The sequence below is a fragment of the Oleisolibacter albus genome (assembly GCF_003336875.1).
GTDB lineage: Bacteria > Pseudomonadota > Alphaproteobacteria > Azospirillales > Azospirillaceae > Niveispirillum > Niveispirillum album.
The window spans coordinates 204,232-226,966 of sequence record NZ_QGNJ01000004.1 but is presented as its reverse complement, the minus strand read 5'-3'; the positions used below and the strand labels follow the sequence as shown (position 1 = coordinate 226,966).

The 22,735-nt window shown below is 70.5% G+C and carries 22 protein-coding genes; 13 read left to right on the top strand and 9 right to left on the bottom strand.

The genetic code is table 11. From position 1 onward, the window contains the following. Positions 1 to 44: 44 nt before the first annotated feature. Together DK368_RS07610 and DK368_RS07605 are read right to left on the bottom strand one after the other, a co-directional pair. Positions 45 to 476, bottom strand: a complete 432-nt coding sequence (locus DK368_RS07610; protein WP_114393327.1) for a YccF domain-containing protein — start codon at positions 474 to 476, stop codon at positions 45 to 47. 210 nt (positions 477 to 686) lie between these two features. Then, entirely contained in the window at positions 687 to 1,001 is a 315-nt protein-coding gene (locus DK368_RS07605) for a DUF2934 domain-containing protein (protein ID WP_114393326.1), read from the bottom strand. Between the two features lie 236 nt (positions 1,002 to 1,237). Here DK368_RS07605 and DK368_RS07600 point away from each other — a divergent pair, with 236 nt between their 5' ends. The 8 genes from DK368_RS07600 (at position 1,238) to DK368_RS07565 (ending at position 9,241) form a co-directional block, all read left to right on the top strand. Continuing rightward, a complete protein-coding gene (locus DK368_RS07600; RefSeq protein ID WP_114393325.1) occupies positions 1,238 to 1,531 on the top strand; it encodes a hypothetical protein in 294 nt (97 codons plus the stop codon). Positions 1,532 to 1,842: 311 nt separating this feature from the next. Further along, the gene (locus DK368_RS07595; protein ID WP_114393324.1) at positions 1,843 to 1,995 is read left to right on the top strand and encodes an entericidin A/B family lipoprotein; all 153 of its coding nucleotides are present in this window, start codon (positions 1,843 to 1,845) and stop codon (positions 1,993 to 1,995) included. 103 nt (positions 1,996 to 2,098) lie between these two features. After that, complete coding sequence (locus tag DK368_RS07590) at positions 2,099 to 2,644, top strand: NUDIX hydrolase (protein ID WP_114393323.1); 546 nt, start codon at positions 2,099 to 2,101, stop codon at positions 2,642 to 2,644. Positions 2,645 to 2,731: 87 nt separating this feature from the next. Further along, a complete protein-coding gene (locus tag DK368_RS07585; RefSeq protein WP_114393322.1) occupies positions 2,732 to 3,757 on the top strand; it encodes an alpha/beta hydrolase in 1,026 nt (341 codons plus the stop codon). Positions 3,758 to 3,760: 3 nt separating this feature from the next. Further along, entirely contained in the window at positions 3,761 to 4,105 is a 345-nt protein-coding gene (locus DK368_RS07580) for an RNA-binding S4 domain-containing protein (RefSeq protein ID WP_114393321.1), read from the top strand. Positions 4,106 to 4,200: 95 nt separating this feature from the next. After that, a complete protein-coding gene (locus DK368_RS07575) occupies positions 4,201 to 5,958 on the top strand; it encodes a sensor histidine kinase (RefSeq protein ID WP_114393320.1) in 1,758 nt (585 codons plus the stop codon). A gap of 172 nt (positions 5,959 to 6,130) precedes the next feature. Next, the gene (gene leuC / locus DK368_RS07570) at positions 6,131 to 7,555 is read left to right on the top strand and encodes a 3-isopropylmalate dehydratase large subunit (protein WP_114393319.1); all 1,425 of its coding nucleotides are present in this window, start codon (positions 6,131 to 6,133) and stop codon (positions 7,553 to 7,555) included. A 120-nt stretch (positions 7,556 to 7,675) separates the two neighbouring features. Continuing rightward, positions 7,676 to 9,241 carry a S10 family peptidase gene (locus DK368_RS07565; protein WP_114393318.1) on the top strand — a complete coding sequence of 522 codons (1,566 nt, stop codon included), beginning with the start codon at positions 7,676 to 7,678 and terminating at the stop codon, positions 9,239 to 9,241. A 201-nt stretch (positions 9,242 to 9,442) separates the two neighbouring features. Here the strand turns inward: DK368_RS07565 and DK368_RS07560 are convergent, their stop codons facing one another. Further along, entirely contained in the window at positions 9,443 to 10,450 is a 1,008-nt protein-coding gene (locus DK368_RS07560; RefSeq protein WP_114393317.1) for a zinc-dependent alcohol dehydrogenase family protein, read from the bottom strand. Between the two features lie 137 nt (positions 10,451 to 10,587). Here DK368_RS07560 and DK368_RS07555 point away from each other — a divergent pair, with 137 nt between their 5' ends. Continuing rightward, positions 10,588 to 11,472 (top strand): LysR substrate-binding domain-containing protein, encoded by an 885-nt coding sequence (locus DK368_RS07555; RefSeq protein ID WP_114393316.1) that lies wholly within the window; start codon positions 10,588 to 10,590, stop codon positions 11,470 to 11,472. Between the two features lie 120 nt (positions 11,473 to 11,592). Here the strand turns inward: DK368_RS07555 and DK368_RS07550 are convergent, their stop codons facing one another. Next, positions 11,593 to 12,930, bottom strand: coding sequence for a class I SAM-dependent RNA methyltransferase (locus DK368_RS07550; protein ID WP_114393315.1), 1,338 nt, complete (start codon positions 12,928 to 12,930; stop codon positions 11,593 to 11,595). 326 nt (positions 12,931 to 13,256) lie between these two features. Between DK368_RS07550 and DK368_RS07545 the strand changes: the two genes are divergently transcribed. Continuing rightward, complete coding sequence (locus tag DK368_RS07545; protein ID WP_114393314.1) at positions 13,257 to 13,499, top strand: hypothetical protein; 243 nt, start codon at positions 13,257 to 13,259, stop codon at positions 13,497 to 13,499. A gap of 97 nt (positions 13,500 to 13,596) precedes the next feature. Here the strand turns inward: DK368_RS07545 and glgA are convergent, their stop codons facing one another. From glgA to glgC, 3 genes are all read right to left on the bottom strand, one after another. Continuing rightward, entirely contained in the window at positions 13,597 to 15,078 is a 1,482-nt protein-coding gene (glgA, locus tag DK368_RS07540) for a glycogen synthase GlgA (RefSeq protein ID WP_114393313.1), read from the bottom strand. A gap of 92 nt (positions 15,079 to 15,170) precedes the next feature. Next, positions 15,171 to 16,034: a type I methionyl aminopeptidase gene (map, locus tag DK368_RS07535; protein WP_420818887.1), complete on the bottom strand. Its 864-nt coding sequence runs from the start codon at positions 16,032 to 16,034 to the stop codon at positions 15,171 to 15,173. A 58-nt stretch (positions 16,035 to 16,092) separates the two neighbouring features. After that, positions 16,093 to 17,370 carry a glucose-1-phosphate adenylyltransferase gene (gene glgC / locus DK368_RS07530; protein WP_420818890.1) on the bottom strand — a complete coding sequence of 426 codons (1,278 nt, stop codon included), beginning with the start codon at positions 17,368 to 17,370 and terminating at the stop codon, positions 16,093 to 16,095. Between the two features lie 472 nt (positions 17,371 to 17,842). Between glgC and DK368_RS07525 the strand changes: the two genes are divergently transcribed. Then, positions 17,843 to 19,189, top strand: coding sequence for an ammonium transporter (locus DK368_RS07525; RefSeq protein WP_193552263.1), 1,347 nt, complete (start codon positions 17,843 to 17,845; stop codon positions 19,187 to 19,189). A gap of 110 nt (positions 19,190 to 19,299) precedes the next feature. On the opposite strand, the gene DK368_RS07520 is transcribed toward DK368_RS07525, so the two are convergent. Next, positions 19,300 to 20,277 carry an NADPH:quinone oxidoreductase family protein gene (locus tag DK368_RS07520; protein ID WP_114393310.1) on the bottom strand — a complete coding sequence of 326 codons (978 nt, stop codon included), beginning with the start codon at positions 20,275 to 20,277 and terminating at the stop codon, positions 19,300 to 19,302. Positions 20,278 to 20,389: 112 nt separating this feature from the next. Further along, positions 20,390 to 21,520 (bottom strand): asparaginase, encoded by a 1,131-nt coding sequence (locus DK368_RS07515; RefSeq protein ID WP_114393309.1) that lies wholly within the window; start codon positions 21,518 to 21,520, stop codon positions 20,390 to 20,392. Between the two features lie 104 nt (positions 21,521 to 21,624). Between DK368_RS07515 and DK368_RS07510 the strand changes: the two genes are divergently transcribed. Further along, positions 21,625 to 22,191: an RNA methyltransferase gene (locus DK368_RS07510; RefSeq protein WP_114393308.1), complete on the top strand. Its 567-nt coding sequence runs from the start codon at positions 21,625 to 21,627 to the stop codon at positions 22,189 to 22,191. 76 nt (positions 22,192 to 22,267) lie between these two features. Beyond that, complete coding sequence (locus DK368_RS07505) at positions 22,268 to 22,651, top strand: hypothetical protein (RefSeq protein WP_155524512.1); 384 nt, start codon at positions 22,268 to 22,270, stop codon at positions 22,649 to 22,651. Positions 22,652 to 22,735 lie beyond the last annotated feature (84 nt).

The following is a 22,735-nucleotide window of genomic DNA, read 5'->3' as shown; positions in this document are numbered from 1 at the left end:
ATCGGGGCGGGATGCCGCCGGGATGCCGCCCTCGGGCACTCCCGTCAGCCATAGGCCCGGCGGCGCAGCATGGCGGCGGTGTCCTTGTCCACCACCTCCTTGCCGATAGGGGCCAGGGACAGGCCGGCGAACTTGAAATGCTGCCAGCCGAAGGGAATGCCGATGATGGTCAGGCAGAAGCCGAGGCCGATCAGCAGATGGCCCAGCGCCAGCCACCAGCCGGCGAACAGGAACCAGAGCAGATTGCCGACGAAGCCGAAGCCCCCGGTGCCGATATCCTCCCGCCCCGTCAGCAGGCTGCGGTCGATGGCCTCCCGCCCCACCGGCCAGAGCATGAACAGGGCGATGGTCAACGCCCCCCGCGCCCAGGGGATGCCGACGATGGTGATGACCATGAGCACCGCTGCCAGCAGCCAACCCAGGGCCGCAGCCCAGCCGAACAGCAGCAGCCAGACCAGATTCAGCAGCAGGCTCATGGCCCCTTCCCGTCCCGGATTGCGATACGGCCCAGGGTGAGGCCGACAGCGCCGCCTGTCGATAGCCATTGCACCGGATCGGCGGGGATCCATTGCGGCGGCGGCACGGGGAAGCGCGGGACCACGCCAGGAGCACCATGAAAAAAGCGGATCGTTCCAAAACCGGAACGATCCGCCTCCTCCCCGGCTCCGACAGCGGGCCGGCTGCGGTCAGGCGCCGTCGCGAGCGCCGGGGATGGCGTCCCGACTGGGGAACTGGCGGTCCTCCCCCTGGTCGGTCAGGCCGGGAACCTCCCCCATAGTCTCATAGGCCAGGGTCGGTTCCACCGGCTGCTGGTGCAGAGCCACGTCGTCCGGCCCGCGGGAGGGATTCCTTTCCAAGGTACCGGTGTAGTTCTCCTCCTGCGCCACCAGCTCGGAGGCCATGTCCCAATGGGCCTGCTCGCGTCCCTCCGGCCGGCCCTCCTGTTCCCAGATCGCGTGCGCGCGGGCGCGGATGCGATCGTCGCGGCTATCCTCAGTCATGCTGCTTCCTCCATCGGGCCTGTCGGGTCAGTTCATGGGAGCCGGCCGGGTCCGGAGCCCATCTGCGGGTCCATTTGCGGGACGGTCCGTGCGCGGATGGCACGGCCGACCTGCACCAACAGCCGGCCCGACCTTTTGTGCCGATCAGCCATCCACGGCGGAACCGCCGCCGGGCCGCACCGTCTTGACCCCGATGGGCAATCGGATCAATATACCCCCAACGTGTGAGGTGCATCATGGCCATCAACAGCCTGTCCGGCAGCAGCTTGTCCGGTTCGTCGGCGTCCGTCTTCGGCGCGCCGGGGATTCGTCAGCCGGACCCCAATATCCAGCCGCCGATCGATCCGGTCGATGCCGTCGCCGCCAACCAGAAGCGGGCCGCGGCCGATGCCTTGACCAGCGGGCGTCAGGACACCAGCGGCAGTGCCGCCAATCTCAGCAGCCTGAACACCGCCCCGACCGAGGATGAGCGAGAGCAGGCCCTGGGCAGTGGGCGGACGCGCGGTGCCTTCGTCGATATCCGGGCCTGATCCGGTCCGTGCGCTGATCCACGCCCTTTTCCTGTCCGCGTGACATTTTCTTTCCTGTCCGCGTGACATTTTCCGGCGGCGCGCCCTGGCGGGTGCGCCGTTTCGCTGTCCGGACGCCGGCAATGTCCGGTCCCATGCCGGATCGCCGCCATGGCCGGGGTCTTCCCCGCTGGCATTACTCCCGATCGCGGGGTGGAACCTGAAACACGGGTCGCCGTTCCTTTAGCGCTTCGGCGTCGCCCTTAGACGAGGGCGGCCGAAGCCCAGACATGCCGGAAATAACCGCTCCGGCCACACAGAAAGGATCGACCATGGCTGCTCGTTTTTCTCTGTCGAAGATTTCAGCGGCTGCCCTGCTGCTGACGCTGCTGGGCCTGACGGCCTGCAACACCGTGGAGGGGGCCGGCCAGGACCTGCAGGCCGGCGGCGAAGCCATCGAGAAATCGGCCGACCGCAACAAGTGAGCCCGTGCCCGGCGGCCAGGCCGACCGCCCAGGCCGCGGATTGTGCCGGATACGACGCGGCAGCGCCCTTGCCGGCCTGCCGCGTTCGCTCCATTCTGACGGCATGAGCTCGCCGCCCCCCGCCGCAGGCCCCCGCATCCGCACCGTGCCCGCCGGCGAGGACCGGGAGCGGCTGGTCTGCCCGGACTGCGGCTATATCGCCTATGAGAATCCCAAGATCATCGTCGGGTCGGTGGTGACGGATGCGGATGGGCGCATCCTGATGTGCCGCCGCGCCATCGAGCCGCGCCGCGGCTTCTGGACCCTGCCCGCCGGCTATATGGAACTGGGCGAGAGCTGCGAGGAGGGCGCCGCCCGCGAGGCCTGGGAAGAGGCGCGGGCGCAGATCGCCATCGACGCGCTTCTGGCCGTCTACAGCCTTCCCCGCATCGACCAGGTGCAGCTGATCTACCGCGCCCGGCTGACGGCGCCGACGGTGGCCGCCGGGCCGGAAAGCCTGGAGGTGGCCCTGTTCGCCTGGGAGGAGATCCCCTGGTCGTCCCTGGCCTTCCCCAGCGTGGCCTGGGCGCTGAACGACCATCGCGCCCGGCTGGGCCAGAGCGCGTTCGCCCCCGCCGTCGCCCCGCCGGAACCGCCCCTAGGGCTGTGACCCCCTCCCCGGCGCTGGCGTTCCGGGCGCGGCCCTGGCAAGACTGGGGGCGTGAAGGCCGCAAGGCCCGGCCGGAGGAAGAAGCCCATGCGAAAATCCACCACCGCCCCCCGCGGCACCATTCACCGTCTGAGCCTGACCAGCCGCGTGCTGGAGGGCAATCTGCTGGGCGATCCGGCGGAGCGGGAGGTGCATGTCTATGTCCCCGCCGGGTTCGAGGGAGCGGGGGCCACGCGGGGCCTGCCGCTGCTGGTGGACATCGTCGGCTATACCGCCGGCGGTCCCGCCCACACCAACTGGCGGAACTTCGGCGAGAATGTGCCGGAGCGGCTGGACCGGCTGATCCACAGCGGCGCCATGCCGCCGGTCCTGGTGGCCTTTCCCGACTGCTTCACCCGGCTGGGCGGCAACCAGTACATCAACTCCGCCGCCATGGGCCGCTGGATGGATTTCCTCTGCGACGAGATGGTGCCGTGGCTGGAACAGCGCTTCGGCTGCGGCGGGCCGGGGCGGCGCGGCCTGTTCGGCAAGAGCAGCGGCGGCTATGGCGCCCTGGCCCATGCCTTCCTGCGCCCGGATGTCTGGGCCGCCGCCGCCAGCCATTCCGGCGATGTGGGGTTCGACCTCTGTTACCTCTATGATTTCCCCAACGTGCTGCGCGGTCTGGCCAAGCACGAGTTGTCGCCGGAGCGCTTCATCCGCAGCTTCGAGCAGGCGCGCAAGCCCGACGGCAAGGACACGCATCTGCTGATGATGCTGTGCATGGCCGCCACCTACGACCCCGATCCCGGCCAGTTCCTGGGCATCCGCCTGCCGGTGGACCTGCGTACCTGCGAGACCATTCCCGAACGCTGGGCGGCCTGGCAGGCCTGGGACCCGCTGGCCCTGGCCCCGCGCCATGCGGACGGCGGGGTCAAGGGGCTGAAGGCGCTCTACATCGATTGCGGCGACCGCGACCAGTACAACCTGGTCTATGGCGCCCGCCGGCTGCACCGGACCCTGACCACGCTGGGCATCGCCCACCGCTACGAGGAATTCCCCGACGATCATTCCGGCGTGGATTACCGCATGGACGAGAGTCTGCCCTTCCTGGCCAAGGCGCTGGCGGGCTGACCCATGGCCGAGCACGACCTGTCCGGTCACGATCCAGCCGATGCGGCCGATCTGGCCCAGGGCCGGCTGCGGCTGGACAAATGGCTGTGGTACGCCCGATTCGTAAAGACCCGCAGCCTGGCTTCCAAACTCTGCGGATCGGGCAGCATCCGGCTGGCCGGGACGCCGGTGACCAGGGCTAGCCAGACCATCCGACCGGGCGATGTGCTGACCTTTCCGCTGGGGCCGCATATCCGCGTCATCAAGGTGCTGGCCCTGGCCGCCCGTCGCGGCCCGGCCCCCGAGGCCCGCGCCCTGTACGAGGATCTGGCTCCGCCGACGCCGGAAGCGCGGCTGCCGCGGATCTGAGCGGGACGGTGCGGGACATATCCTGCGACGTGGATTGCGCTGGACAGCGGGACAAGTTCAGGTAGCTGTAGGGCACCCTGTATCCGGACGATGCGATGCGCCCGACCACGACCCGACAGCAACTGACCCGGCTGGTGCTGATCGCCCTGGTGCCGCTGCTGGCTCTGGCTGGCCTTCTGGTCTGGTGGTCGGTACAGGAAGCCACGCGCACGGCGCAGGAACGCACGCTGGTCGCGGCCCGGCTGCTGGCAGCCTCCATCGACCGGGAGCTGGATGCGCTGCGGCTGTCCCTCGACACCATGGCCGGCATGCCGGATCTGGCCGCCGGGCGGCTGGAGAGCTTCTACGCCTTCGCCGTCACCGCCAAGCCGGACCGCGTGGATGCCGTGGCCCTGATCGACGGGAACGGGCGCCCGGTGTTCAACACGCTGCGGCCCTTCGGCGCACCGCTGCCGGCCTCGAAGATCGAGGATGTGTTCCGGGCGGCAGCGCAAGGAGAACGGTTCCAGGTGTCGGACCTGTTCCTGGGCAATCTGGCCGGACGTCCCATCTTCGTCATCATGCGGCCGGTGCGGGTCGAGGGGCAGCGCCATCTGCTGGCCTTCACCCTGTTCACCGACCAGCTGCAACGGCTGCTGGCCGGTCTGCCATCCCCCTATGTCGGGCTGGTGGCCGACCGCAGCGGCACCATCGCCGCCCGCAGCTATGCCCCGGAAGCCGTGGTGGGGCGTGCGCTGGTGGCGGAGACACAGGCGCTGCTGGCCGGACGCGGCGAGGGCCAGGGGCTGGTCACCAGTCCCGAAGGGGTGCGGGTGCGGGTGGCGGCCGTGCGCTCGGCCGAGGCCGGCTGGATCGCCGTCGTCGGCGAGGCGCAGTCGCTGCTGCTGACAGAGGCCTGGCGCCTGGGCAGCAGCACCTTCCTGCTCTGCCTGCTGCTGGTGGGGATCGTGTTCGTGGCCCTGCGCCAGATCGCCCGCCGGCTCGGCCAGTCGTTCGAGGATCTGGCGGACGTGGCCGCCGGCATGGCCCAGGACCGTGTGCCGGCCCTGCGCCTGCCCCCGGCCACGGCGGAGATCAGGGCGGTGGAGGCGGCGCTGCAGGACAGTCACCACCGCATCCTGCAACATACCCAGGAGCTGGAGCGGGCGCGCCGGGCAGCGGAACGGGCCAACACCGCCAAGGACCAGTTCCTGGCCCATGTCAGCCACGAGCTGCGCACGCCGCTGACCGCCATCATCGGTTTCGCCGAGGTCCTGGAAGTGGACGAGCAGGCCCGGCCGGGACCGGCGGGCGAATATCTCGGCTATATCCTGCAGGCGGGGCGGCACCTGCTGTCGCTGATCAACGACATCCTGGACCTGTCGAAGATCGGCGCCGGCCGCTGGGAGCTGATGCCGGAGGCGCTGGCCCTGGACGGGGTGCTGGCCAATGCCATGACGCTGGTGGCGGGACAGGCCAAGGACCGCAGCATCCGCCTGGAGTCCGCGCTGCCGCCGGACCTGCCGCCGGCCCGGGCCGACCGGCGCGCCGTGCTGCAGATCGCCGTCAACCTTCTGTCCAACGCCGTGAAGTTCTCGCCGCCCGGCGCGGCCGTGCGGGTGGACCTGACCGCCGAGGCCGGCTTGCTGTGCATCCGCATCGGCGACACCGGCCCCGGCATGACGGCGGAGGAGGCGGCGCAGGCGCTGCTGCCCTTCCGCCAGGGCGCCCACGCCCAGATCAGCGATGTGCGCGGCACCGGCCTGGGCCTGCCCCTGGCCAAGCAGCTGGCCGAATTGCAGGGGGGCAGCCTGCGGCTGGACACGGCGCCCGGCCGGGGCACGATGGTGGAGGTGCGGCTGCCCGCCGCCTGATCCCGCCCCCTGCTTTGCGCACGGCCACCATGCGGCAGGCGCCGGCTCCCAGCCTTGTTCATCCCGGCGGCACGGGCTATTGTCGGCTGTCCGCGAAAGAAAATGGCGCGATCATGCGCCGCACCTTTCCGGATAAAACGCACCGAAGGCCCCGCAGCGATATCGAGCGATCATGTCCAAGCCCCGTACCCTCTATGACAAGATCTGGGACGCCCATGTGGTCCACCGGCAGGAGGATGGGACCTGCGTCCTCTATGTCGATCTGCATCTGGTGCATGAGGTGACAAGCCCGCAGGCATTCGAGGGGCTGCGTCTGGCCGGCCGCCGCGTGCGCCAGCCGCACAAGACCCTGGCCGTGGCCGACCACAATGTGCCCACCAGCGCCGACCGGCTGCAGGGCGTGCGCAACGAGGAAAGCCGCATCCAGCTGGAGCAGCTGGGCATCAACGCCCGGGAGTTCGGCGTCGAGTATTTCGACATGGCCGACATCCGCCAGGGCATCGTGCATGTGGTCGGGCCGGAACAGGGCGTGACCCAGCCGGGCATGACCATCGTCTGCGGCGACAGCCATACCGCCACCCACGGGGCGTTCGGCGCCCTGGCCTTCGGCATCGGCACCTCGGACGTGGAGCATGTGCTGGCCACGCAGACGCTGCTGATGAAGAAGTCGAAGAACATGCGGGTGCTGGTCGATGGCGATCTGGGCCCCGGCGTCACCGCCAAGGACCTGACCCTGGCCGTGATCGGCGCCACCGGCACCGCCGGCGGCACCGGCCATGTCATCGAATATTGCGGCAAGGCCTTCCGCAGCCTGTCCATGGAAGGCCGCATGACCGTCTGCAACATGGCCATCGAGGGCGGCGCCCGCGCCGGCCTGATCGCCGCGGACGACACCACCTTCGCCTATCTGCGCGGCCGGCCGCGCGCACCGCAGGGCGCCGATTTCGACCGCGCCGTCGCCCATTGGCGCACCCTGGTCAGCGACGAGGGGGCCGTGTACGACAAGGAGGTGGTGCTGAACGCCGCCGACATCGCGCCGGTGGTGACCTGGGGCACCAGCCCCGAGGATGTGGCCCCCATCACCGCCGCCGTGCCCGACCCGGCCGACTTCAAGGACCCGAACAAGCAGCAGGCAGCGGCGCGCTCTCTGGCCTATATGGGCCTGACCCCCGGCACGCCGCTGACCGAGGTGCCGGTGCAGAAGGTGTTCATCGGCTCCTGCACCAACAGCCGCATCGAGGATCTGCGCGCCGCCGCCGCCATCGCCGAGGCCGCCCTGGCCCGCGGGCGCCGGGTGGCCGATGGCGTCTATGCCATGGTGGTGCCCGGCTCCGGCCTGGTGAAGCAGCAGGCGGAACAGGAGGGGCTGGACCGGGTGTTCAAGCAGGCCGGCTTCGACTGGCGCGAACCCGGCTGCTCCATGTGCCTGGCCATGAACGACGACAAGCTGAAGCCCGGCGAGCGCTGCGCCTCCACCTCGAACCGCAATTTCGAGGGGCGCCAGGGTCCCGGCGGCCGCACCCATCTGATGAGCCCGGCCATGGCCGCCGCCGCCGCCCTGACCGGCCGGCTGACCGACGTGCGCGATCTGGGGTGAGGTGGCCGGCATCGGGGCTGCCGCCCGCGGCCGGCCCCGATGCGGCCGCGTGGCAATGGGGAAGACAAGCCGCCGCCGCGGCGCTACCCTCTCCGCTCTTTCGGATGGGAGCGGTGATCGATGCGTCTGGTCCGGGTGCTGCTGGCGACAGCGGCGGTGCTGATATCCCCCCTGGCGGAGGCCGCCGACACCCCGAAGCCCACGGTTACAGCAGCGGACCGGGCCGCGGCCGACCCGGGCTCCAGTGAGCGGGAGGCGGCCAGACCCGCCGTGCCGCCGGCCCGGCGCTTCGTCAGCCAGCATGAGGGCAAGTTCGGCGGGCAGAGCCTGCGCTACACCGCCACGGCCGAGGAAACCTATCTGACCGACGACAAGGGCGAGCCGGTGGCCGCCATCTGGTCGGTGGCCTATACCCGCGACGGGGTGGAGGCCGGCAAGCGGCCCGTGACCTTCGTCTTCAATGGCGGGCCGGGATCGGCCTCGGTCTGGCTGCATCTGGGGTTGCTGGGACCGACGCGGGTGCAGGTGGCCAGCGAGGCCGACGCCGATGACGGGGCTGCCCCCTACCGTCTGCTGGACAACGGGGCCAGCCCGCTGGACCTGACCGACCTTGTCTTCATCGACCCGGTCGGCACCGGCTACAGCCGCACCGTCGGGGCCGGCAAGCCGGAGGATTATCTGAGCCTGACCGGCGACATCGCCAGCATGGCCGATTTCATCCGCCGCTGGGTCACGGCCAACAAGCGCTGGAACGCGCCGAAATTCATCATCGGCGAGAGCTATGGCACCACCCGCGCCGCGGCGCTGTCCGACGCGCTGCTGGACGATGGCCAGGGGCTGGCGCTGAACGGGCTGGTGCTGATCAGCCAGGCCCTGGATTACGAGGGATCGACCTCGACCCCCGACAATCTCATCAGCTTCGCCACCTATCTGCCGGCCATGGCGCTGACGGCGCGCTATCACGGCCGGGCCAACCGGGACAAGAGCCTGGAGCAGGTGGCGGAGGAGGCCCGCGCCTTCGCCACCGACACCTACCTGCCGGCCCTGTTCAAGGGCGGACGTCTGCCCGCGGCCGAGCGCGAGGCCGTGGCCGCACGGCTGGCGGCGCTGCTGGGCCTGGACAAGGGCTATGTGCTGCGGTCCGACCTGCGGGTGACGGTGGCCCGCTTCCGCAAGGAGCTGCTGCGCGACCGCGGGCTGGCCATCGGCCAGCTGGACGGGCGCTATGCCATCGACGATCTGGACCGGGTGGCCGACAGCCCGGTGCTGGACGATGCCGCGGGCGAGGCCATCGACAGCGCCTATACCGCCGCCCTGAACAGCCTGTTCGGCGGGCCGCTGAGGGTGGAGATGGACCGGCCCTATCTGACCGGCGGCGCCGTCGGCAAGAGCTGGGACTGGCGCCCGGTCCCGGCCGGGGAAGGCTGGGAGCCGTCCTATGTCAACACCGCCCGCCGGCTGGCCCACGCCATGCGCCGCAACACCGGCATGCGGCTCATGGTCGCCAACGGCTATTACGACCTGATCACGCCCTTCTTCGATGCCGAGCGCACCTTCGCCGCCCATGACATCCCGGCGGAGCGGGTGGGCATGTCCTATTACGAGGCCGGCCACATGATGTATCTGCGCGACGCCGACCGCGACCGGCTGCTGTCGGACATCCGGGCCTTTCTGGCCAAGCCGTGAGGCGGGGGCGGCGGCATCCGCCGCCTTGGCTTACGCGCCCATGCGGGCGCGGGCCGGCGGTCGCCGGATCTGGTTCAGGTTCCCTCAGACGCCGGGCGGCGGCATCCGCCGCCTTGGCTTACGCGCCCATGCGGGCGCGGGCCGGCGGTCGCCGGCCTTTGCCCTGTGCCCACAGGCGGGACTGGCGCCCCAGGCCGCCGGTCAGTCCAGCGCCGCCACGTCGATGACGATCTTGCCCACAGCCTTGCCGCCGGCATGGTGCCGGTGGGCGTCGGCCACCTGGTCCAGGGTGAAGCGGGCAGGGTCGAGCAGCGGCGTCAGCCGGCCGGCCTCGGCCAGCGCCGTGGCCTGGCGCATGACCTGCCCCTGATGGGTGCGGTCGAGCCGGCCGGCGGCATCGTGCAGCATGGGCAGCAGCATGAACACCACATGCAGCGACAGGCCCTTCTGGTGCATCGGCGACAGGTCGGCGCTGTAGCGGGAGACGATGGTGACCACCTGACCGTTGAGCTTGGCCGCGGCGAAGCTGGTGGCGATGTCGCTGCCGCCGGTGGCGTCGAACACCACGTCGAAGCCGGTGCCGCCGGTCAGGCGCTGCACATAGGTCTCCACCGTCTCGTCCCGGTAGTTCACCGTCTCGTCGGCGCCGAGGCTGCGGGCGATCTCCGCCTTCTCCGGCGAGGAGACGGTGGCGACGACGCGGGCGCCGCGGGACTTGGCGATCTGGATGGCCACATGGCCGACACCGCCGGCGCCGCCATGGATCAGCACCGTGTCGCCCGGCTGGACCGCCGCCCGGTCCACCAGCCCTTCCCAGGCGGTGATGAAGACCAGCGGCAGGGCCGCGGCCTGACGCAGGTCCAGCGTCGCCGGGGCCGGGGCCAGCAGGCGGGCATCGGCGGCCACATAGTCGGCATAGGTGCCCTGGAGCGTGGTGACACCGCCGACGCAGCCATAGACCCGGTCGCCGGGCGCGAACCCGGCCACGCCCGGCCCCACCGCCGCGACGATGCCGGCCATGTCGCAGCCCAGCGGCGCCGGCAGAGCCGGCGCCATGGCCCCGCTGGCCCGGATCTTCGTATCCACCGGATTGACACTGGCCGCGGCGATGCGGACCAGCACTTGGCCGGGGCCGGCCACCGGCGTCGGGATCTCGCCGGTGCGGAACTGTTCGGGGCCGCCGAAGGCGTGCAGCAGGCTGGCTTTCATGATCGCGTCTCCTGAAGGGGATGGCCGTGCCCTGGTCCTGGCAACGGATGAAGCGTGCATCAGGAATGCCCTTGACGGACGCATCAGGGAAATGAATTGTTTTGATCCGATCAATGCCCAATCGTGATGAATGAACCATGCGCCTGCCGGACCTGGACATCGATGCGGTGCGGACCTTCGTCACGGTGATGGAGGCCGGCGGCTTCACCGCCGCGGCGGAACGGCTGGGCCGCACGCAATCCGCCATCAGCATGAAGATCAAGCGGCTGGAGGAACTGCTGGACCGGCGGCTGCTGGACCGCACCAGCCGGTCGCTGGCCCCGACCCCGGCGGGGGAACGGCTGCTGGGCCATGCGCGGCGCATCCTGGCCCTGAACGACGAGGCCGTGGCCCATGTGCTGGCGCCCGAGGCGGAGGGGCTGCTGCGCTTCGGCGTGGCCGACTATTTCGCGCCGGAGCATCTGCCCACCATCCTGGCCCGCTTCGCCAAGGCCTATCCGCGGGTGCGGCTGGATGTCCGCGTCGGCTCCAGCCTGGAGCTGATCCGCGGGCTGGAGGCGGAGCAGCTGGATCTGGTCATCGCCAAGCGCGATGCCGGTTCCAGCGCCGGGCGGCTGCTGTGGCGCGAGCCGGCGGTCTGGGTCGCCGCCGGCGACTGGCGGGCGGAGCCGGGCGCGCCGGTGCCGCTGTGCCTGATGCCCAGCCCCTGCATCTACCGCGCCCGCGCCGTGGAGGCGCTGGACCGCAGGGCGCGGCCCTGGCGCACGGCCTATGCCAGCGCCTCGATCGCCAGCGTGCGCGCCGCGGCCCAGGCCGGGCTGGGCGTCACCACCCTGGGCGTGGCCTCGCTGCTGCCGGGCCTGCGCGTACTGGGCGAGGAGGAGGGTTTCCCCGCCCTGGAGCCGGTGGACATCGCCGTCTTCGGCGAAGACAAGGCCAGCCGGGCCGTGGCCCGGCCGCTGGTGGAGTTCCTGGTCGACGCCCTGCAATCGCTGGTCAACCCGGTGACGCTGGCGGCGTGATCGGGTTCCCTCAGGCGCCGGGCGCCGCCATCCGGCGGCTTGGCTTGCGCGCCCATGGGGGCGCGGGCCGGCGGTCGCCGGCCTTGGTCCGGGTTCCCTCAGGCGCCGGCGCACCGACGCTCAGCGGCGGAACAGGGCCGCAAGTTCCAGATGCGGGGACCAGAGGAACTGGTCCACGGGGGTCAGCTCCAGCAGCCGGTAGCCGCCATCGACCAGGGTGCGGGCGTCGCGGGCGAAGCTGGCGGGATTGCACGACACCGCCACCACGGCCGGCACGGACGAGGCGGCCAGGGCCGCCGCCTGCGCCGCCGCCCCGGCCCGCGGCGGGTCGAAGACCACGGCCTGGAAGCGCGCCAGCTCGGGCGGGGACAGCGGGTCCTTGAACAGGTCGCGCCGTTCCACCGTGACCCGGCCGGGCGGCAGCTGCCGCGCCCCCGCCGTCAGCGCGCGCAGCCCCTCGGGCTCGCCCTCCACCGCATGCACCTGCTCGGCCTGCCCCGCCAGCGGGAAGGTCAGCGTGCCGCTGCCGGCGAACAGGTCCGCGACCTGCGCGGCCCCGGCCGTGCCCTGGCAGGCGGCCTGCACCAGCGCCGCCTCCCCCTCGGCGCTGGCCTGGAGGAAGGCACCGGGCGCCGGGCAGACGGCGACACCGCCGAAGCGCACCAGGCCGGTGCGGCGCAGGGCAACGGGTTCGGCCGGGACGCCGGGCTTGCGCCGCCAGGTCAGCCGGGCCAGATCGTGGGCCTCGGCGAAGGCGGCCAGGGTTTCCAGCTGCGGCAGCGCCGGTTCCGCCAGCCCCTCCAGCACCAGATCCACCCCGTCGGCCAGCAGGGTCAGGGCCACATCGATCTGCTGCCCGTCGGCCAGCAGCCCGGCCAGCAGGGGCCGCAGCGGGGCCACCAGCGCCTGCAGCGGCGGCGCCAGCACCGGGCATTGCTCCAGATCGATCAGCCGGTGGGACGCGCGCTCGTTGAAGCCCAGCCACAGGCGCCGCCCCCGCCTGGAGGCCGTGAGCACGGCCCGGCGGCGGGCGGCGGGCGGGGTGCGGACCAGGGGCCGGATCTCCACCCCCGCCAGCAGGCCGGCGCGGTCCAGCGTGGTGCGGGCCAGATCCCATTTCCAGGCGGCGTAGGTGGCATCGTCCATATGCTGCAGGGCGCAGCCGCCGCACAGGCCGTAATGGCGGCAGCCCGGCTCGGCCCGGCCCGGACCTTCCTGCAGCAGCGTCACCGGCCGCGCCTCCCAGCCGTCGCCGCGCCGGGCCGCGAACTCCACCATCAGCCGGTCGCCCGGCAGGCTCTGCGGCACGAACAGGGCCTGGCCCTGCCAGCGCGCCAGCCCGTCGCCACGGGCGCCGACGCGCTCCACGGTCACCTCCACCGGGCCGCGCACGGGCGGCTCCTCGCTGCGGCGGGCGGGGGAACGGGGCTTGGAGCCCTGGGACTTTCGCTGGGACACGCTTACGGGTCTTTCACATCATCGGCAGGCACATCACCGCCGGGCAGCGGCGGATTGCCGTGCCCGGCCTGCGCGGATCGTCGGCGACACCCTACGGCCTCGGCCGTTGCGGTCAAGGCAGCGATGGCGGCAGCGCGAACACGGCCGCTGTGCGTCCGCGAAGACCATGGACGGAACCTCCGCCTCTGCCATCCGGTTTCATCGCAGGCGGGCCGGACGGCGGCCGTGCGGCGGGGCGGCGATGCGTGCGGATTTGGCAAGCCGACCGCCGGAAACGGTGCTAGAAGGGGCGCACCGCTCACGTCCAACCCGGGAAGGGACCGTTCATGTCCGACACCAACTCCACCGCCGAGCAGCTGTTCGAAAAGGCGCTCGACCTCGCCGAGAAGCACCTGGAAGCGGCCATGAAGGAAGGTGGCGCGCTCTCCGGCTATGTGGCCATCGCCATGATCGAGGCGGCGGTCAACCAGTCCGTCGAGGAGGCCGGCCATCAGGAGATCGCCGAGATGCTGCGCGATCTGGCCGACCAGATCGAAGCCGACGCCGACGAGGACGAGGGCGACGAGTAAGCCCTTTCCCGCCCGCCGCGGACAGACAGCGCCCCGCCAGCCCGCTCAGACCGGGCCGGCGGGGCGTTTTCGTTTCCGGCCCCGGCGGCGGATACGGTCAGACCGCCGCCGGCAGCGGCAGCCCGGCATAGAGGTCGGCATAGGCCCGGGCCGAGGCCTCCCAGCCCACATCGCGGCCCATGGCGGCCACCTGCACCTGCCGCCACAGCGCCGGACGCTGATACAGCGCCAGCGCCCGGTCGATGGCCTGGACCAGCGCCCCCACCTGCACCGGCGCGAAGACGAAGCCGGTGGCGCTGCCATCGGCCAGGCTGGATTCGGTCACGTCGGTCACGGTGTCGGCCAGCCCGCCCACATGGGAGACCAGGGGCAGCGTGCCGTAGCGCAGGGCGTACATCTGGGTCAGGCCGCAGGGCTCGAACCGCGACGGCACCATCAGCACATCGGCCCCGGCCTGCACCCGGTGCGACAGCCCCTCGTCATAGGCCAGGTTGACACCCACCCGGCCGGGACTGGCGGCGGCGGCGGCCAGGATGGCCGTTTCCATCTCGCGGCTGCCGGTGCCCAGCACGGCCAGCTGCCCGCCCTGGGCCAGCAGGCGCGGCAGCGCCTGCATCACCAGATCGATGCCCTTCTGATGGGTCAGACGGCTGACGATGGCGAACAGCGGCGCCGCCGGATCGGGAGTCAGGCCGAAGGCCTGCTGCAGGGCGCGCTTGTTGGCGGCCTTGCCGTCCAGATGGGCTGCATCGTAGGCGGCGGCCAGATGCGGGTCGGCGGCCGGGTCCCAGTAGCGGGTATCGACGCCGTTGAGGATACCGGTCAGGTCGCCGGCGCGGGCGCGCAGCACCCCGTCCAGACCGAACCCCATCTCCGGTCCCTGGATCTCGCGGGCATAGGTGGGACTGACCGTGGTCAGCCGGTCGGAATAGACCAGCCCCGCCTTGAGGAAGCCCAGCTTGCCGTGGAACTCCAGCCCCTCCGGCGTGAAATCCGTCCAGGGCAGGCCCAGCAGCGGCACGGTGGCCGGCGGAAACAGGCCCTGGAAGGCCAGATTGTGGATGGTGAAGACGGTGGCCGGCCGCGGCCGGCCGACAAAGGGCCAGACCGGGTGGCGCAGATGGGCCGCGGCCAGCCCGGCCTGCCAGTCATGGGCGTGCAGCACCTGCGGCCGCCAGCCGGCCCCGTCGCCGTCCAGCCCCAGCAGGGCCGCGGTGCGGCCCAGGGCGCCGAAGCGCAGATGGTTGTCGGGCCAGTCCTTGCCGTCCGGTCCCAGATAGATGTTGCCGGGCCGGGCATAGAGGGCCGGCGCATCCAGCACATAGACCGGGATGTCGTCCTCGCCCAGGCTGGACAGCAGCTGCACCGGCGTTTCCGACGGCAGGCCGGGCATGCCGCGCAGGTCGCGCAGCGCGCGCATGACCCCCAGCCGCTCCAGCACGGCGGGATAGCCGGGCAGCAGCAGCCGCACCTCCAGCCCCAGCGCCTTCAGCGCCGGCGGCAGGGCCGCCACCACATCGGCCAGACCGCCGGTCTTGACATAGGGATAGCATTCGGACGCCACGAACAGGATGCGCATGATCTCGGACTGCCCTGGAGAGTGATCGGTCGGGACGGCACCGCGCCGGCCGGGAGAGGCGAGGAACGGAAGCACGGGAACCATCCGGTGCCTCAGCCGGAACCAGGCGGTCCCCCGGGATAGGGCGGGCGCTCATGGCCGGCCGGTGACAGGGTGAAGATCTCGACGCCGGTGTCGGTCACACCGACCATATGCTCGAACTGGGCCGACAGGCTGCCGTCGACGGTGACATTGGTCCAGCGGTCCGGCAGCGTGCGCACGGCCGGGCCGCCGATGTTCAGCATCGGCTCCACCGTGAAGACCATGCCCGGCAGCAACCGCATGCCGGTGCCCGGATTGCCCCAATGCAGGACCTGGGGCGCATCGTGGAAGACCTGACCGATGCCATGGCCCACATAGTCGCGCACGGTGCTGTAGCCGCATCGCCGCGCCACCGTCTCCACGGCGTGGCCGATATCGCCGAGATGGCCGCCGGGGCGCACGGCCATGACGCCGGCCATGGTCGCCTCCCAGGTGGCGTCCACCAGCCGCCGCGCCGCCGGCGCCACCGCCCCCACCAGATACATGCGGCTGGTATCGCCGTACCAGCCCTCGACGATGGCGGTGACATCGACATTGACGATGTCACCGTCCGCCAGCCGCCGGGCCGGCGAGGGGATGCCGTGATTGACCTCGTCATTGACGGAGATGCAGCAGGATTTGGGGAAGCCGCGATAGCCCAGCGTGGCGGCGAGGGCGCCCTGCGCCCCCAGGAAGTCCGCCACCAGCCCGTCGAGGTCGCCGGTGCTGATCCCCGGGCGCACGGCCGGGGCCAGATGGTCCAGGCAGGCGGCGGCCACACGGCCGGCCGCCCGCAGCCGGGCGAACCCGGCGGCATCGTGCAGGCGGACCCGGCGGCCGCTGGGGTCCAGCACGAAGGGACCGGGCAGGAAGGGACCGGAGATGCTCTTCATCATGGTCCTGCATTGCGGGACGCCGACCGGCCGGCGCGGCCAGTCGGCCCCGGCCCCCGTGTCAGCTGCGGAGACGCGCCAGCATGTCCTGCGTGATCAGCACGACACCGTTCTCCGACCGGTAGAAACGACGGGCATCCTCCTCCGGATTCTCCCCGACCACAAGCCCCGGCGGGATCTGGCAGCCGCGGTCCACCACCACCTTGGTCAGGCGGCAATTGCGCTCGACCTCCACCTCCGGCAGCAGGACGGTGTCGGTGAGTTCGGAATAGGAATGCATGCGGACCTTGTTGAACAGCAGCGAGCGCCGCACGCTGGAACCGGAGATGATGCAGCCGGCCGACACCATGCTGTCCACGGCCATGCCACGGCGGTCCTCATCGTCGAAGACGAATTTGGCCGGCGGCAGCTGCTCCTGATAGGTGAAGATCGGCCAGCTGGCATCATAGAGGTCCAGCGACGGCGAGACATGGCAGAGGTCGATATTGGCCTCCCAATAGGCCTCCACCGTGCCGACATCGCGCCAGTAGGCCTCCGACCCTGGCGCCCGGTTATAGACGCAGGACTGGTTGAAATGATGCGCCACCACCGTGGCCCGCGGCACCAGATAGGGGATGATGTCCTTGCCGAAATCACGGCTGGAGGCGGGATCGCGCGCGTCCCGCTCCAACTGGTCGTACAGGAACGCGGCGTTGAAGATGTAGACGCCCATGCTGGCCAGCGCCATGTCCGGCCGGCCCGGCATGGCCGGCGGATCGGCCGGCTTTTCCAGGAAGCTGACGACACGGTTGCGCTCATCCACATGCATGACACCGAATCCGGTGGCCTGCATGCGCGGCACCTCGATGCAGGCCACGGTCACATCCGCGCCGGTGCGGATATGGTCGGCCAGCATGTTGGCATAGTCCATCTTGTAGATATGGTCGCCGGCCAGGATCAGCACCCATTCGGCCCCATGCACCCGCAGGATGTCCAGGTTCTGGTACACGGCATCGGCCGTGCCCTGGTACCAGCTGGTCTCGTCGATGCGCTGCTGCGCCGGCAGCATGTCGACGAATTCGCCGATCTCGCCACGCAGGAAATTCCAGCCGCGCTGAAGGTGCCGCAGCAACGAGTGGGACTTGTACTGGGTCAGCACCGAAATGCGGCGGAAGCCGGAATTGATGCAGTTCGACAGGGCAAAGTCGATGATCCGGAACTTGCCGCCGAAATGGACCGCCGGCTTGGCACGACGATCGGTCAGCTGCTTCAGCCGGCTGCCGCGACCACCGGCAAGGACCAGCGCAAGGGCGTGCCTGGGGGCCTGGCGCAGTTCCTGGTCCAGGCGTGAATCCGACATCATACTGGGCACTGCTTGAGTCCTCCCGATCACATCGTTACGCCCGTCGGTGGTACGGGCGGTAAGACTGCCATATTTCCAAACGCGCGGCCAATCTGTGCCGCAGCGCACAACAGGCGAAAAATACGCAAGCGCGGTGCCACGACCGGGGGAGCCGTACTGCGCCGGGAATCTGCCTATTGTTTCGGCACAGGCCGGGGAACACCACGGCGGCCCGTGCCGCTTTCCATGATTTTGAAACTAAACTGTTGCCGGAGCGCGAAAATCGGAACTTTCCGTCCGTCCTGTTTCTGCACGATTTTTGTGCATTTTCAGCCCGCGCACCCGAACTGCCTGCTTAGTGAGCACGCGGCACCGACTCGGTTCCCCAGGAAATCCGCGGCTTTGCGCCGCGGCACGGAAGTTGAAAGGAGGCAGGGCGGCGTGTGCGGCGGCCGGGTCGGCCCCCGTGCCCACAAGAATGGGGAGCCACATGAATCGACTGTCTAACCTGATCCTTGCAGCGTGCCTGGCGCTGGTTCCGGGCGTGGCCCTCGCCCAGGATGCCCCCGCCGGTCCGACCATCAGCGGTGGCGACACGGCGTGGATGCTGACCTCGACGGCGTTGGTGCTGCTGATGACCATTCCCGGCCTGGCGCTGTTCTATGGCGGCCTGGTGCGCAAGCACAATGTGCTGGCGATGGTCATGCAGAGCTTTGCCATCTGCTGCCTGGTGACCGTTCTCTGGTTCGTCCTGGGCTACAGCCTGGCCCTGACCGACGGGGGAAGCTTCCTGGGCGGGCTTGACCGGGCCTTCCTGGCCGGGCTGGACCCGAAAGGGACGCATGCGCTGGCACCGACCATTCCGGAGTCGGTGTTCATGATGTTCCAGATGACCTTTGCCATCATCACCCCGGCCCTGATCACCGGCGCCTTTGCCGACCGCATGAAGTTCTCGGCGCTGATGGTCTTCGCGGCCCTGTGGTCGCTGATCGTGTATGTGCCGATCTGCCATGCCGTCTGGCACCCCACCGGCTATTTCTTCCAGCTGGGTGTGCTCGACTTCGCCGGCGGCACCGTGGTCCACATCAATGCCGGCATCGCCGGGCTGGTGACCTGCCTGGTGATCGGCAAGCGCAAGGGCTATCCCAACGGCGATTTCGCCCCGCACAATCTGGTTCTGTCGCTGATCGGCGCCTCGCTGCTGTGGGTGGGCTGGTTCGGCTTCAACGCCGGCTCGGCGGTGACTGCCGGCCCGCGCGCCGGCATGGCCATGGCCGTGACCCAGATCGCCACCGGCGCCGCGGCGATGGCCTGGATGTTCGTGGAATGGGCCGTGAAGCGGAAGCCCTCGGTGCTGGGCATCATCACCGGCGCCGTGGCCGGTCTGGTCGCCATCACCCCGGCGGCGGGCTTCGTCGACGGCACCGGTGCGCTGATCATCGGCGCTGTGGCCTCGATCATCTGCTACTTCGCCTCCACCAGCCTGAAGCATGCGCTGGGCTATGACGACAGCCTGGACGTGTTCGGCGTGCATGGCGTCGGCGGCATTGTCGGCGCGCTGCTGACCGGTGTCTTCGCCAAGATCGCCGTGGCCAACAGCGAAGGGGCCTTCGCCGCCGCGCTGGAGAAGGACCCCGCCACCACCCTGGGCCTGCTGGAGGGCAATGCCGGCGCGCTGTGGCTCCAGGTGCAGGGCGTCGGCTTCACCGTGATCTACACGGCGGTGCTGACCGCGGCCATCCTCTACGCCATCAAGTTCACCATCGGCCTGCGTGTCGACGAGGAGGCGGAGCGCGACGGGCTGGACATCGCCCTGCACGGCGAATCCGTCCACTGATCCCGACCGGGTGCCGACCGGCCCCAGGACGGCCAGTCGGCACCCGGACCCAGAATTCCCGCCGCCGGACGGAGCAGCGTCCGGCGGCGTTCTTTTGCCCGGCCGGCGGATCAGCCGATGGTCAGCACCACCTTGCCCGTGGCCTTGCGGTCCATCAGCAGGCGCAGGGCCTCGGCATACTGCGCCAGCGGCAGAGCGTGGCTGACATGGGGCTTCAGCGTGCCTGCCGACCACATCCGCATCAGCTCCAGCAGACTCTGGCCCAGCCGGGCGGGATTGTGCCGGGCATAGGCGCCCCAGTAATGGCCGATGACGCTGCAGTTCTTCACCAGCAGCAGATTGGCCGGGACGCTGGGGATGCGGCCCGAGGCATAGCCGATGGTGACGATGCGGCCTTCCCAGGCGACGCAGCGCAGGGCGGCGTCGAAGGCGTCGCCGCCGACGGGATCATAGATGACATCGGCCCCCTTGGGCGCCAGCTCCTTCATCCGCGCCTTGAGATCCTCGGTCGCGTAATTGATGGTGGCGTCGGCGCCATGGGCACGGCAGAGCGCCAGCTTGTCGTCCGAACTGGCCGCGGCGATGACACGGGCACCCAGCGCCTTGCCGATCTCCACCGCCGTCAGTCCGACCCCGCCGGAGGCGCCCAGCACCAGCAGCGTCTCCCCCGCCTTCAGCCCGGCCCGGTCCACCAGACCCATGTGCGAGGTGCCATAGGCCACGGGGAAGCTGGCCCCCACGGCATAATCCATGCCCGGCGGCATCGGCAGCACCATGGCCGCATCCACCACGGCCTCGCTGCAATAGGCGCCCTTGGGCGACAGGCCGATGACCCGCTGGCCCGGCGCCAGATGCTTCGGCGCCCCCTCCCCCAGCTCCAGGATGTCGCCGGCCAGTTCCAGGCCGGGGATGAAGGGGAAGGGCGGCTTCTCCTGGTACTTGCCCTGGATCACCAGCGTATCGGCGAAATTGATGGCGGCGGCCTTGACCGCCACCCGCACCTGGCCCGGCCCCAGGGCCGGGGCCGGCACCTCCTCCAGGCTCAGGCTCTCGGGCGGGCCGAATTCCTTGCACAGGACAGCACGCATGCTCGGGTCTCCTCCATATCGTTGATTGTCGTTGATCGTCTTACCGTGGCGAAAGCCGCCGGCCGGCCCGGATCTCTGCCCGGGTCCGGCCGGCTTGGACCGGCGGAGCGGCTCAGAAGGCCGGGCCGCCGCGCAGGGTGCCGACGGTCAGCCCGGCGCGGTTGCTGATGGGCGGCGCGGCCAGGGCCTGCACCGCCTCCCCCTCCGCCGCCGTCAGCAGGTCCAGCGCGCGCAGCACCGCGGCCATGGCCGGGCCGGCGGCGCGGCCGGTCCCGTCATCGATCTTCAGGGCCACGCCGATGCCGACCTCCGGCACCACGGCACAGCACATGCCCTCGGCGCCGGACTTCACGACGATGCGGCTGTTCAGCGCCTGCATGAAGAGGGTGTCGAAGGCGTCGCTGCCGGCCACCAGCTCGGGATGCCGGCTCCAGGCCCGCACCAGCCGCGTCGCGGCCTCGGCCCGGCGCGACGGCAGATCCACCGGATCGGCCATCCGGGCCATGGCATAGGCCAGCGCCTCCAGCGGCACGCCGATGGTGGGGATGGAGCAGCCATCCACGCCCCAGGGGGCATGGGACAGGTCCTGGCCCGTCATCTGTTCGATGACGCCGAGGATGCGCTGCTGCACCGGATGCTGGTAGCCCACATAGCCCTTCAGCGACTCGCCCTTGTGCAGGGCCGTGGTCAGCATGCCGCTGTGCTTGCCGGAGCAGTTGTTGTGCAGGGCGCTGAACGCCTCGCCCCGGCGCAGCATGGCCTCCCAGGTGGGGGCGTGGTAGGGCGCATGGGCGCCGCATTCCAGATCGGCCGCCGACAGGCCCAGCCGGGCCAGCCAGGCGCCCACGCGCGTGGTGTGCATGGGCTCGCCCTGGTGGCTGGCGCAGGCCAGCGCCAGCTCGGCATCGTCCAGGCCGAAGGCGTCGGCCGCACCGCTTTCCACCAGCGGCAGCGCCTGCAGCGACTTGTTGGAGCTGCGGGGATAGACCGGGGCCTGGATATCGCCCCAGCTGGCCAGCACATGGCCGCCGGCATCGACCGCCACGGCGCGGCCGCGATGGACCGACTCGATCAGGGGGCCGCGCGTGACCTCGACCAGGATCGGGTCGGCCCGGTGGTCCGGCAGGGTGATGCGGGCCGGGTCGGCCCCGCCATCGCCCGACCCGCAGCAGCAGCCGCTGCCACAGGAACCGTCATGGACATGACCGGAAGCGGAGGGGTTTTTATCGCGTGCGTGCGGCATGATCTGTATCGATGACTGGCCCGCGGCGGGGCGGAAGGGCTTCACCTTGCCCAGGCGCGGGCGGACGTGCAAGGAGTGCCGGACGAACGGCAGACAGGTAAAGCATGCGTGGATATTTCGCCCTGGGCGCAGAGGGGATCAGCAAGGCGGGCAATGTGGGCACCATCCTGCGCACCGGCCACGCCTTCGGCGCCAGCTTCATCTTCACCGTCAACGCCGTGGTGGACATGGGCGCCATCCGGGCCACCGACACCTCGGGCGGCGTCGACCACATGCCCTTCTACCCCTGGAATTCCCTTGCGGAGATGGCGCTGCCGGAGGGCTGCGTGCTGGTGGGCGTGGAACTGACCGACGACGCCGTGGACCTGCCCAGCTTCCGCCACCCGCTGCGGGCGGCCTATGTGTTCGGGCCGGAGCGCGGCAGCCTGTCGCCCGCCATGGTCGAACGCTGCGACCATGTGGTGAAGATCCCCACCAAGTTCTGCGTCAATGTCTCGGTGGCGGCGGCCATCGTCACCTATGACCGCATGATCAGCCTGGGCCGCTTCGCCGAGCGGCCGGTGCGCGTGGGCGGCAACCGTGAGGCGCTGCCGGAGCATGTCCATGGGCGTGTGCGGGTGCGCGACCGGAACTCGCTGCGCATGCGCCCGTTGCTGGGGGGATGGGAATAGGCCCGCCCGTGCTACACTGGCGCCCTGCGTGCCAGTCTGGATGACGCAACTGCCGAAAGAACGAAGAATGATGGCGATGCGGTTCACCCCTGTCCGGAGCCTGCTGGCGACGGTCCTGCTGCTGCCGCTGCTGGCGGCACCGGCGGCGGCCCAGTACGCCATCGGCGCCGACAATCCTGCACCGGCAGCCCCGCCACCCGCCGCCAAGCCGACCCAGACGGAAGAGGTCCCGGTCATCGCACCCCGTGCGGTGCAGCCCGACTATCAGACGGTGGACGAGTACCACAAGGCCGAATTCACCAAGCTGGACGCCATCTATGGCAAGCCGCCGCCGCCCGACGTGCAGGGCGATTCCAGCTTCGATGCCGGCGGCGCCATGGACGGCCCCAACAACCGCTCCAGCACCCGCGACGCCATCCGCAACGCCCCCAGCATCCGCCAGACGCTGAAGGGACAGTGACACCCGGCCCCGGACGAAAAAGCCCCCGACCTTACGGCCGGGGGCTTTTCCATGATCGGACCGCGGCGCGGAGCCCGCGCCGGG